We start from the raw sequence: 12174 nt of genomic DNA, 5'->3' as shown, positions 1-12174 counted from the left end.
ATCGTCACGCCCGGCGTGAACGACAGCGCACGTTCACCGGGTGGGCAGTTGAATCCCGCCGGTCGGACTGCCGGGCATCGTGACGGGGGCCGGGACCGTGGACTTTAGAATCCTGATCCCGTCGCTTTCACCGGGTGTGATCAGCAATCGTTCCAGCTCGACGATATCCAGCGGCGGCGCAAAGATGTAGCCTTGGGCGAGGTCGCATCCCCACTGTTGCAGCAAATTCAATTGCTGCGCCGACTCGACGCCCTGGCAGACGATGTTTGCCATCAGGTGGTGCGCCAGTTGAACGATGGCCTGGGTGATGATCGCATGCCCATGGTCGATCGTAATCGACGCGGTGAACGTGCGATCGATCTTCACGGTTTCGATCGGATAGTCGTGAAAGCAGGTCAGCGACGAGTTGCCTTTGCCGAAATCGTCGATGTGAATCCCGACACCGCTTTGGTGCAGATCCAACATCGTTTGCAGCGACCGTTCGTTGTGACGGGTATCACCGTTTTCGGACATCTCCAGTTTCAAGGACCACTTGAACCGCGTGCGATCGATGATGGCTTGTAGTCGATCGATGAAAAAGGGATCGGCGAGCTGGCGTCGTGAGATATTGACGCCCAGATAGACTTGCGGTCGCTGCTGATCCTCAAACGACGCCATCATGGCGCTGAATTCACGCATCGATCGTTCCAGCACCCATTCGCCGAAATGGTTGATCAATCCGATCTCTTCGGCCACCGGCACAAATTCGCTCGGGGGCACGTATTCTCCATCGTCACCGCGCCATCGCGACAGAACTTCGACGCCTTGAATCTGGCAGGTCTTCAGATTCACGATCGGTTGATATCGCAGCTCAAATTTTTCTTCCCGCAGCGCGACGCGAAGCTGTGCTTCCAGTTCATGCCGGGCGACGACCGCATCGTGCATGGTTTGGTCGAACACGGCGATCTGGCCTTTGCCGGAGTTTTTGGCCTGATACATCGCGGTATCGGCGTTGCGAAGGGCTTCGTGGCCGTCGGCCAGCGAGTCATCGATGAAGGCGACTCCGACACTGGTCCCGACGGTGACCAGCCGATCACCGAGCGAAAAGGGTTCACAGATCCGCTGGACGATGCGGCGGGCGACCAACAAGGCGTCGTCGCGATGGGCCAACCGTTCCAGCAGCACGACGAACTCATCGCCCCCCAAGCGGATCGTTTCATCGCCGGCCGCATCATTGCCGGTTTCAACCGAATCGCTGCAGCGGGAGGCGGTATCGTGATCTCGCACGCATTCCTGAAGCCGGACGGCGACCTGATTGAGCAGGTCGTCACCCGCCTCGTGCCCGAGGCTGTCGTTGATGATTTTGAAATTATCCAGATCGAGAAACAGCAGCGCGTCATGCGAGCGTCTTCGCGGCCCCTGATTGGCGAGGACTTGTTCCAGTTTTTCGATCAAGAACGGGCGGTTGGGAAGCGCGGTGAGCGCATCCCGGTGCGCCATGTCTCTCAGCTCTGATTCCGCTTTGCGACGCCGATTCACTTCGCTCTTGAGCAATTCAAGCTTCTCTTCCTGGCGGATCGAGAGACGGTATTTCTCACTGAGCGCCAAAGCCAGTTGGCGGGCTTCGTCATGTTCAAACGGTTTGCGCAGCAGCAACAACTTGTCGCTGTAGCCGAGGCTGCGAACGATATCGTCCCAGGTGTGATCGCTGTAGGCGGTGCAGATCACGACTTGCAAATCGGCATCGATTCGCCACAGCCGGCGGATGGTCGCCAATCCGTCCATTCCCCGGGGCATCCGCATGTCGACAAAGGCGACGGAAAACCGCTCTCCCGCGTCGACCGATTTTTGGACTTCATAGACGCCTTCTTCGCCGCTGTAGGCATGCGTCAGCGCGAAGACCGGTGCACTGGATGGCTGACGGTCTTGCGGTTCGGAATCATCCAACAGGAAACGCGCTTCGAAATCATCCAATTCATGCTCACTGCGTTGATCGCACTGAAAGATTCGCGCAAACGTTTCGTGAATCTGTGATTGGTCATCAATGATCAGAACGCGGCGTTCCGTTTCAAAGTCTGTCATCTATTCTCTCCGTGATTTCCCTTCATCGATGGCTGCCGGTAAATCCGGTGGCGGTGCCGACCAGATCGCGGTCTTGGCTGGATTGCCCGGGGTCACTTTCGTCGGATGGTTTGACGACCGGCACCTCAAGGATGAAAGTGGCCCCCCGGTCGGGACCGTCGCTTTCGGCGTGAATGGCGCCGCCGATTCGTTTCATTGCGATCGCGCAGAAATGCAACCCCAGGCCGCTCCCCGACTGGCGGGTCGTAAAATGGGCATCAAAGACGCGCGCCAGTGTCGCTTGGTCCATCCCGCAACCGTTGTCGCGGAATCGAAGCTGGACGGTCGATTTGGTGCGGATCAGATCAATCGTGAGCGTCGGTTGGCGGTGACGAATGTCCTGTGTGGCGTTTCCGGCGTTGGTGATGACGTTGATCAGAATTTGCAGCAACAGCGATCGATCGGTCCAGATGCGAACCTCATCCTCCCGATTGAAGTCGACCGAGACGTTGTCCTTTTCCAACCGAGCCTGACTGCACCGGACCGCCTCGGCGATCACACCGTTGACATCCAGGTGGGCCCATTTGATCGGCTGGTTGGCATGTCGCCGCTGGTCACGAATCACTTGATGAATGTGCTGAACGTTGTCATTGAGCGTTTGCAGCAGAGCAGCCAAATCGTCTTTGTCGTCTTCTAAGGTCGCGCTCAAACGCTGCAGATAATCCGGCGTCGCGCGCTGCAGGGCGACGTCGACGTCATCCTGTCGCAACCGGGAAGCGAGCTTCTCGAGCGGTTCGATCCGCAAGCTTTCCACACGCCGCGTCGCGGTTTCGATCAGGCTGTTGACGTTCGTCAGCACATTCCCGACGTTATGAATCACCGTGTCGGCCACCAAACTCATCCCCGCCGCATGCGATGCGTCGGAGAGACGTCGCTGGGCGTCGCCCAATCGTGTCCGCATCCGATCGAAGGACTGGGCCAACTGCCCGATCTCGTCATGACCGGCAACTCGCAATACCGGCACGCTGGTCGCTTCGGAAATGATCCCGGTGCGTGCAATCTGTTCGGTGTGCTCACGAATTCTTTCGATTCGCCCGATGACGATCCGTTGCAGCAACAGCAGCAGTAGCAACAGCGATGCACACGCCCCGCACAGTGAAAGATAGCGGGCGAAGGCGGTGGTCCGATTGCTGCGACTGGTGACCTCGCGTGGCAAATGAACGGTCAGTTCAGCCAACGGGCTGCCGGACGGACTCAACAGCGGCCATCGGACACATAGCAGAGAACTGTCGGTCGGTTCCACCTCGATGGACTGATTCAACGCTGTGTCGTGCAGCAGGGGCCGAACGGAGAACAGGACGCTGGTCCGTTGCTGAAGATCTGTCATCACCGCATCACCGAACCGGCGGCCGACGACGTAGTAGGACGCCGATGCCTGCCAATCCGTATCACCGCGGGTGTTGCGAGGTGACGATCCGTTGGTGTGATGGTGCAGTGGAACGGCGGCGAACAAGTACAACTGGCCGTCACTGCCGCGAGTCATCCCGCGAACCGTATCCGCATCGTCCGAGCCGCTCGGTTCGTCTCGCTGAGCCGCGACCCGCTCCACGATCCCCGGGAACAAAAGGTCGGCCACGTCGGGCCGTGTCGAGAGCGTCTCGTTCGCCGAGTCGGGCGCGGTTGTCGCCAGCCACGTCCAACGCCCGTCGGGACGGGTGATCGCAGCCCACTCGACACGTTTGCCCTGCCCGAGCATCCCCAGCGGCAACGCGGTGGCAAGCTGTTCGGCAGGATCGCCTCCGTTCTGTGTCCGGAGGTGGAGTTCGATTCGGATCGCGTCTTGGGCCGCCGTTTCGGAAAGGAATTCGACTTCGGTGTTGATCGCTGAGAGGACTCGATTGGTGTCCTTGAGTGCGGCGACGCGTTCCAGGTTGGCAAATTCCGGCGCGATGACTTTTTGTCGGACAATTTCATCGATGCTGACCACCACGCCCAACATCAGCGCGAGTGCCAAGACCAATTTGCTGCGGAGTGATTGGGAATGCTCGCTCTCAAATTGACTTGCAGAAAGCGTCGGGATCGAATCGTCGCGATCGCCTGACGTGCCGTCTCGGCCGGGTGAATCCCGCGCCGAGCGTTTGTCTTTTTTCGTCGCCGCGGTCTCGTCCGAACGCGTCTCGACTTCCCGACGCCCTGCACCGGTACGCGCGACATCGGCAGGTCCCGGGGCTGCCTCGCGGGTGGCTTCACGGATTGTCTCACCGGCCCCATCCGATGCGACACCCGTTGAGGGCTCGTCGGCTGTGGGTGGATCGTGTGACAAAGGTGATCGCGTCGACATGCGGTGGATTCCTGGGGACCGAAGACTCAGGCAACCCTAGGTTTCGCAATTTGAAACTGGCCCCGCACGATTCGACGAACCAGACCGGAGGGGAATGGTGGGGACCGATCCTGTCGACTGGACCGATCATGACGCTCGCCCGCCGAGCCCCTTGCCTTCATTCGGCTCCGGTGACACCAGACAAGGCGGGGGCTGTGAGGCCCTCATCGCGATTCGATGTCGAGCGATTCGAAGTAGCCTCGTGCGGCGTGATGGAGATCCAATCCCTGCCATTCGGCGGCGCGCTCCCTGGGGATCAGGTCGACGAACAGACGCGGCGATTGGTAGAGCAATTCCAGCGTGGTTTGCACCAGGGCCGAGGGAGCATCCCGGCGGGTGACCAAGAAGGCGGTGGTGCCGACCGTCGCCAGCCCCCCCTCGGGGATGTCGGCGGTCGGGTAATCCGTTTGGCCGATCGTGATCGTCCGCAAGGTCGGGTGTTGCATGGAAATCGTGATGCCCTGCGGGATCGCAAACAACCGCCAGTCGCGCCGCAGCAATTGGGAAACCAGCTCACTGCCACGCCCGACACAGATCAGTGCGACATCGGGTGCGTCGGGCGATTGCAACTGTTCCCATGCGATGACTTCACGCGGCGTGACGTCGGCGGGAAGTTCCAGCGAGTCGAGAATCATGTCCGCGGCGCGACGCGATCCGCTGCCGATCGGACCGACCGCGATTCGCTGTCCGGCCAGAAACTGCAAGCCGAAGGAATCTTGGTGTTCCAACAGTTCGGGGGCGCGGACAAGCAGATGGGCCGCTTCATAAAATAATGGTGCGATGACACACAGATCGTCACCGCTGATCGCCGAGGCCTGCATCGGTGCCAATTGGACCTCTCGGGTGATCAATCGTTGGCGGTTGTCCAGCGACCCACCGCTGGCGACAACACGTGTCGCCACTCCGGCGGATCGTTCCAACCGATCGGCGAGCGCCTGCGAGACGCGATTGTAGGTGCCTTGATCCAGCCCGCCGGCGAGCGTCACCGATTGCGGCATCGCTTCGATATGGTGACTCCAGAGCATCGCCCCGATGACAAACAGGAATGGCGACAGGGCCAACAGCAACAGCATCGCGGCTTGGAAACGACGGTGGCCTGGTGAGGTCCGCACGATTTTGCGACCGATCAAGGCGCCGACCAAGGGGACGCCCGCCACCCAGTGCCACATTTTCAGCAACCGCCCACGGGGCCGTGCCAGAATCGGCCGGCCCTCCATGAACGCATCCAGATCTTCGGCGAGGTCTCCGGCTGATTGATAACGCTTGCGAGGTTCCTTTTCGAGACACTTGGCGACAATCGTCTCCAAGTCCGTCGGCACGTTGCTGCGAAACGAACGCATCGCCGGCGGCGGCTCGTGCACGACCTGCATCAACGTCTCCATGACCGTGTCGCCGACCAGCGGTGGCCGCCCGGTGACACAGGCAAACAGAATCGCGCCGAGTGAATACACGTCACTTTGCCGCGTGGCACGATCACTGTGCCCCCCCGCCTGCTCGGGGGCCATGTAATTGGGCGTGCCCACGGCGGCCCCGCTGCCGGTCACGCTGCTGTCGGTGCTCAGATTCTTGGCCAAGCCGAAGTCGGTGATGTGCACCCGATCCTTTTGATCGATCAAAATATTGGCGGGCTTCATGTCGCGATGCAGCAAGTCGTTCTGATGGGCATGTTCCAATGCCCGCGCGACGTCACGTACGTATCGGGCGGCATCTTCGATCGGCAGCTCGCCGTCGTTGATCTTGCGTTGCAGATCGGTCCCTTCGATCAACGCCATCGAAAAGAAGTGATGACCGGCTTCATGACCGAATTGATAGACGGGCACGATTCCCGGATGGTGCAGCCGGGCGGCGGCCTGGGCTTCGGTATAAAACCGCCGCACATCGTTCTCACAGGCCAGCATTCCGCCGCGAATCATTTTGACCGCCACGGTTCGATTGAGCATGCGTTGGGTCGCCCGATACACCACGCCCATCCCACCGCGACCGATCACCTCCAACAGTTCATAGTCGCCGAGCGTGTAAGGCAGCGTCGGTCCCGGATCGCCTTTGGGACGATGTGCCTCGGGAAGTGTCGCGGCAGGGTCGTCGCCGGAATCGTCGGGGCCGGCGAGCATCACATCGACAGTGTCCGCGGCGGCCGCCGCTTGAGCGACTTCGCCCGATTCCGGGACGCTTGCCCCGGTGAAACGATGAATCGCGTCGGCTGCGTCCATCAAACTTTTCAGTTCCTCGGCCATCTCGGGAAACTGTGCCAAGAACTCTTCCCGCGATCCGACGGATCCTTCATCGCACGAACGCAGATAGGCTGCGAACGCTTCGTCGATCGGATCGTCGGCTTCGGACGGAACGGGCATGGAATAGTCGGACGAAGGATCTGGGGAAGGAGTGGCGTCTTCACATCGACCACCATCAGGGGCCGCAATCACCGTGGCGGGGGGCGCGCCCCCAAAGCCACGCACTTTGAAACCAATCGGGGTGTTTTTTGTTAGCGGTAGGGCGCGAGCCCTCCGGTCTTTCACGGTGTTTTCAAGCTTAAACCGGACGGCTGGCGGGTTGTCGATTGAGTCGGGATCTGCTGAGTCAATGGTGAGCCGCTGGCCGTAAGGCCTCGGGCAGCGTCGGAATGCCCGGCCGCTTTCGGACCTACATGTACGGATTGTTCCTCGGATCAATGATCGTTCGCAACTTTTGCAGACCTCTTTTTAACAAGCCGGCGACGGCGGTGTCGGATTTCCCCATCCGCTCGACAATGATTGCCAGCGGCAAACCTTCCATGTAACGCATTCGGATCGCTTCGGCCTGTGTTTCGGGCAATTGATGCAACGCTTCCAGTAGAGCGATGGCGGTTTCCTCCTTGATCACCACACCGGATGGGCTGGTGGTGCTGCCGGGCAACTGCGCGATCCAGGGTGCACCGCCGGAATCGTTTCCCGCTTTCGCATCGGCATTGACTTCGCGTCGAATACTCCGCTTTTGCGTCATCACGTGACGCGTCACGGCCGTGGCGACGTTGTTTTTCAGCATTCCGCGCAACCAGGCGGCGAACTCTCCCGGCGAATCGCCGCGAAATGAATGCAAGTCGCGTTTTGCTTCCAAAAAAGTGATTTGAACGATGTCCCCCGGATCGACACGGCGGCGAAGCTGTTCGGACAAATTGCGATGCGCGAGCATCAACAAGTATCCGCGATACTGTTCCAGCAAATGCCCCAACGCCGAATTGTCGCCGGCTTTGGATGCGACCACTAATTCGGTCGTCGACATGTCTCCATCAGTTGCGGTCATCAATCAAATTCTGGACAATGTTGGTGCTCGGCGGATGCGAGACAGTTTATCTGAAGAATGGTGGTCCCAAAGCCAACGGAGCCTGTTCGTCGCCGATTTTTCGCCTCTTCACCGTCCTTCCCTCCCCAACTTCGGCAGACTTCAACGATGTCCATGCGTCACACCGATCCAAGGCCTTTGAGACAACGGGCTCGGAAGCTGTCCCGTCTTTTGGTCGTCTTCGCAACCGCCCTCGTCGTCGGCTGCGGCGGCGAGCCGAGCGACAACCCGCCGCCCGAACCGGCCTCGGTCGGCGCCGGCGAATCGGCTGCCAGCGAGAACGCCGGCGAATCAACCACCCCTGCGGCACCGGCGATGTCCACGTCTCAGACGCCGGCGGTGCCGGCTGCCGGCTCCGGGATACAGCTTCCCGATCAAGCCGTCGAAATCGGCAATCCAACCGACGCCCCCTCGACCCCAGGACAGCCCGAATCCGGCGGACCGACCCAACCGGGGGCCGGCGGCATTGAAATGCCCGATCTCGACCCCGCCCCCCCGTCGGCCGAATCGGCTGACAATGCCGGGCAAAGTGACAGCGGCGTGGACCTGCAATTGGCAGCCTGGCCGGCGATCGAATCCCACGCAAAAGCGACCGGAAAAATCACCGTCGTCGACCTCTGGTCCACCGTTTGCGAACCCTGCGTCAAGGAATTCCCCGGCCTCGTCCGGCTCAGCAAATCCATGTCCGACGACGTGGTCTGCATCGGCGTGTCGGTGGACTACGACGGGCGAAAATCGCGTCCGCCGGAATACTATTCGGAAAAGGTCGCCGCGTTCCTTGCTGCGATGGGCGCCGACTTTGAAAACTACCTGTGCAAGACGCCGAGCGATGACGTGTTTGCAACCGTCGGGATTCCTTCGATTCCCGCCGTGCTGGTTTTTGACGCCGATGGAAAATTGGTCAAACAGTTTGTCGATGCCGGCGACACCGTGGGTTTCTCCTATGAAACCGACATCATCCCGTTTGTCGAAAAACTGGCCGGGTGATCCGGCGATCACCGTGCCCCCGACACGCGGTTGACAATGCCCAACGTGAGCACGATACACGCCGCTTGGGTCTCCAGCAGCACGACGGCCAGGGTGGGATCGGCAGACCGGTCCATTCCCGCTTGCACGGCTCCCCATTGCACCAAGGATGCCAGTAGCAGCACCGATCCGGCAACCGCGACCAGACGTGCGGCAACCACATGCCTCTTCGGCGACGCCAAGGCGAACACGCACAGCAGTGCGGTGACGCCAACAATGAACCCGATCCCCACCATCATGATGCCTTCCTGGACGTTCAACGATTCGGTCGACCACCAACCCCGCCGCTGACCAAAATCGACCACTGCGAACCCGATCGCTGCCATGGTCGTCAGCACGATCAAAGATCGGATGGGAAACTGAAACGGAGTGCTTCCCGACTCCAAGGCATTCGCCGACAAAGTTGAGGAATGACTTCTTTTACGCTCGATCACCTCCATCCCCACCGAACACACGATCGTCTGCGCGGTGATTGCGATCGCCCACCACGCGGCGCCGGGTTCACCGAGTCCCCAGTAGAAGACCGTCGAAATCCCGTACCAACACGCCAGAGCGGCACTGCACGCGATCGCGATTCGGGCGAGTTTGCCTGACCCAAACATCGTCGCCAGGATCACCGCCAACGAACACTGACCGAGCATCACGCCGATCGCGATCACCCGGTGAACGTCATCAGACGACCGCGATGCGAACCCAAACGACCAGTAGATCAAGACGTGGATCGCCAGGACGCCGCCGAGAACGATTCGACGAAGCGGACGTCTGCGCTGCGAGGGTTCGCTCATCGGCGTTGCGTGTCGTCCATCTTCCGAATCAACTCCGCTTCCTGTTTCTCCACGGCGGCTTCCCATTTGGGCAGTTGATCCAATTGGGCTTTCGCTTGGCGGGTGGCGAGCGCATCGGGATAGCGCCGGACGATGGCCTCGAGCTGTTGTCGTTTCAGCTTGAGTCCCGCATACGCGTTCTCGCTGCCGACTTGCAACAGCATCCGCCGGGCGTTCAATTCACAACTGATGCGTTCCTTGCGCAACCGGTCGAGCAGCGGATCATCACCGAACCCCAACTCCAACTGCTCGTTGATGGCATCCTTCAGGTCACGATCACGCCGCATCGATGCGTCCCGTGCCGCGACCAATTGTTTCATCGTCAAATCACGCAGCACCGTATCGGTGAGGGATCTGAGGGTCGGATCCGACTGCCCCGACCTCGCCTCGCGTAGCTTCCCAATCGCCGCCGCCACGTCACCCCGTTGGAGCATCACGTTGGACTCTCCGATGATCTGATCACGAATCTGATCACACACCATCTGGCACACCGCAACGACCTTGGACCGCGGATGGATTCGCTTGACCAATTGCAATCGCCCAAATGCTTTTTCGGGGACCTTTTCGGGTGAATCTCGGTTCAGCGTTCCCAGATGATCGGCAACCTGGTCCAACACGCTGGTCGCCGCAACCGAACCCCGCCAACGCACGATGGCATCACAGGTGGATTCGACCACGGACGCATCAGAATCGTGCAATCGTCGCGAGAGTTCCGCGGCGACCTTGTCCTGCAAAGACGCAATCGCGAGACGGCGGGGGTCGGTATGGACCAATGCTTCGAGTAATCCGAACAATTCATCCAAGGGAGGAACGCTGACGATCGACTCCAGTTGGCCGATGTCGCCATAGGTGTTCTCGAATTCATCGACCAACATCTCGGCGTAGGTTTGTTTGGCGCTGCCGGACACCTGATGCGACCCGAATTGGTGGCTCAACTGGCGCAGACGCCCCGCCCTCGCCTTGTCCTTCGGCTGACCGACCATCGTCTTGGCGTCGGCGATCAATTGCGTCTGCGTCCTGCCGGACGCGTTGACAAACCGGTACTCACCGCCGGTCAGCTCGGCCAGACGCTTCATGTTCTTGCAACTGCGCGGATCTTCAAAGGCGATCGCGTGAATCGGGATCGAACCGCCGGAGGCTTGGACGATCGAAAAGGCGTCTCCGCCGGCGTTCAATAAACTGCCCCGCTTATTGGTCTTCGTGTCGCTGAATTCTCCGTCGGACAGCATGAACACCGCACTCGGCTTCATCCTCAGCGCGGTCCGCAGCGAGGAATTGGGATTGGTCCCACCGCCGGCACCGATCGTCGCCAACCAAGCTTCCAGCCTGTCTTTGTTCTCCGCAGTCGCCTCCATCATCGCCATCGATCGAGACCCCTGAAACATCGGCGTGCTGGAACTGCTAAACAGCACCACAAAGAATTTTTGGTCCTCCCGCAGTTCACGAACCGAACGCTTCAATTCTTCGATCGCGCGTCGATAGCGGACCCCGTTCATGCTTCCCGATCGATCGACGATGTAGACAAACTCTTGTCCGACCGCTTCGATGCCGAAAAACGAACCGCGCGATCCGCCACTGACAGTGCCGACGGATTGGCCGGGCTTGGATTTCAAACCGGAGAGTTTGATGACCGGACGAGCCACGTCCAACGAAACATCAACCGGCTCAAGCATCTCCGCTTCCGGCTCCAGCTCGCTCAGCAACGAGGAGTCGTCGGCCGCCGTTTCCTCGACCAGCATCATCGGAATCGGAATTTCCGGTCGATCGTCGTTGAGCGTCATCACCAAGACTTGCGTCCTGTCGCCCCCAAAATCCGCCGGGACGATCAGAAAGGCAACGAGCAGCACGATCGCCGCGTGAACGATGATCGAGCCGAACCAGCCGGCCGATCTTTGGCGGCTCCCGGTCTCCGCCATTCGCCGCGCGGTTTGAATCTGATCCAACGTCGGAAACATTCGTACGCTGTCGGCGTCGCCGTCGTTGGTGTACGAAATCCGGCCAGAAACCGGCGGCGAACCACGGAAGATCACCGAATCGGCCGCGGCGCGTCGTTCGCCAGGAATCGGGGGCGGAAAATCGATCGGCAAGGATTCACGGTCATCCGAGCCGAGATCAAGTCCGTCGGTCAGCCATCGTTTCCGAGCTGAAGCCATTTCGGGTGCCTCGATCCGGTCCTTTGAACAATCAGCAACGTGAGAGACTTCAATCCAGCAATCAGCCCACCGCGCCAAACCAACAGCGCCGTGATCCGTCCTTCGGCAGACGAGTGATAAGATGAATAAGAGATGACTTCACGCCGCCTACGAACGTTAGCGTGGCGAATCCAAGGGGCGTTGTCAAATCTTGACCGCCAAACCCGACGCAACCGTCGTCAGCCCTCGATCTTTGTACACTCCTCTGGCGAAACGAACACTTTTCCGCTCTCGCCGAACCTTGGCTCGTTCTGAGAAAAATAAAAAGTGTGCAAAAATGCTCCTGATCTGCTGACAGATTCGCTCACCTGATGTGTGTAGGACGTCTGATGGCGCTCCGCTTTGGACCAATACCGCTAAGTCAATGTCCATGAGAGAGGCCCGGACGCTGGCG

7 protein-coding genes are annotated in these 12174 nt (G+C 60.0%); 1 reads left to right on the top strand and 6 read right to left on the bottom strand.

Annotation, left to right across the window (positions count from 1 at the left end; translation table 11 throughout):
• Positions 1-33: 33 nt before the first annotated feature.
• The 4 genes from NZK35_RS01610 to NZK35_RS01595 all read right to left on the bottom strand — a co-directional run bounded on the left by NZK35_RS01610 (position 34) and on the right by NZK35_RS01595 (position 7699).
• Positions 34-2061 (bottom strand): putative bifunctional diguanylate cyclase/phosphodiesterase, encoded by a 2028-nt coding sequence (locus NZK35_RS01610; protein ID WP_259630850.1) that lies wholly within the window; start codon positions 2059-2061, stop codon positions 34-36.
• A 22-nt stretch (positions 2062-2083) separates the two neighbouring features.
• Positions 2084-4381: a sensor histidine kinase gene (locus tag NZK35_RS01605; protein WP_259630849.1), complete on the bottom strand. Its 2298-nt coding sequence runs from the start codon at positions 4379-4381 to the stop codon at positions 2084-2086.
• Between the two features lie 203 nt (positions 4382-4584).
• Positions 4585-6771, bottom strand: coding sequence for a serine/threonine-protein kinase (locus NZK35_RS01600; protein ID WP_259630848.1), 2187 nt, complete (start codon positions 6769-6771; stop codon positions 4585-4587).
• A gap of 289 nt (positions 6772-7060) precedes the next feature.
• Complete coding sequence (locus NZK35_RS01595) at positions 7061-7699, bottom strand: sigma-70 family RNA polymerase sigma factor (RefSeq protein WP_259630847.1); 639 nt, start codon at positions 7697-7699, stop codon at positions 7061-7063.
• A gap of 210 nt (positions 7700-7909) precedes the next feature.
• On the opposite strand from NZK35_RS01595, the gene NZK35_RS01590 reads away from it, so the two are divergent.
• Positions 7910-8725 carry a TlpA disulfide reductase family protein gene (locus tag NZK35_RS01590; RefSeq protein WP_259630846.1) on the top strand — a complete coding sequence of 272 codons (816 nt, stop codon included), beginning with the start codon at positions 7910-7912 and terminating at the stop codon, positions 8723-8725.
• A gap of 8 nt (positions 8726-8733) precedes the next feature.
• Here NZK35_RS01590 and NZK35_RS01585 read toward each other — a convergent pair whose 3' ends face one another.
• Together NZK35_RS01585 and NZK35_RS01580 are read right to left on the bottom strand one after the other, a co-directional pair.
• The gene (locus NZK35_RS01585; RefSeq protein WP_259630845.1) at positions 8734-9549 is read right to left on the bottom strand and encodes a hypothetical protein; all 816 of its coding nucleotides are present in this window, start codon (positions 9547-9549) and stop codon (positions 8734-8736) included.
• Positions 9546-11741 carry a vWA domain-containing protein gene (locus NZK35_RS01580; protein WP_259630844.1) on the bottom strand — a complete coding sequence of 732 codons (2196 nt, stop codon included), beginning with the start codon at positions 11739-11741 and terminating at the stop codon, positions 9546-9548. Before NZK35_RS01580 ends, NZK35_RS01585 begins: the two co-directional genes overlap by 4 nt.
• Positions 11742-12174: the final 433 nt, after the last annotated feature.

Origin of the sequence: Stieleria sedimenti (assembly GCF_025060895.1) — a bacterium.
GTDB lineage: Bacteria > Planctomycetota > Planctomycetia > Pirellulales > Pirellulaceae > Stieleria > Stieleria sedimenti.
This window is presented reverse-complemented; position numbering and strand designations above follow the sequence as displayed.

Coding starts and splice junctions, on each gene's coding strand:
- NZK35_RS01580 (WP_259630844.1), bottom strand. CDS start 11,741: ATGGCTTCAGCTCGGAAACGATGGCTGACCGACGGACTTGATCTCGGC.
- NZK35_RS01610 (WP_259630850.1), bottom strand. CDS start 2,061: ATGACAGACTTTGAAACGGAACGCCGCGTTCTGATCATTGATGACCAA.
- NZK35_RS01600 (WP_259630848.1), bottom strand. CDS start 6,771: ATGCCCGTTCCGTCCGAAGCCGACGATCCGATCGACGAAGCGTTCGCA.
- NZK35_RS01605 (WP_259630849.1), bottom strand. CDS start 4,381: ATGTCGACGCGATCACCTTTGTCACACGATCCACCCACAGCCGACGAG.
- NZK35_RS01595 (WP_259630847.1), bottom strand. CDS start 7,699: ATGACCGCAACTGATGGAGACATGTCGACGACCGAATTAGTGGTCGCA.
- NZK35_RS01585 (WP_259630845.1), bottom strand. CDS start 9,549: ATGAGCGAACCCTCGCAGCGCAGACGTCCGCTTCGTCGAATCGTTCTC.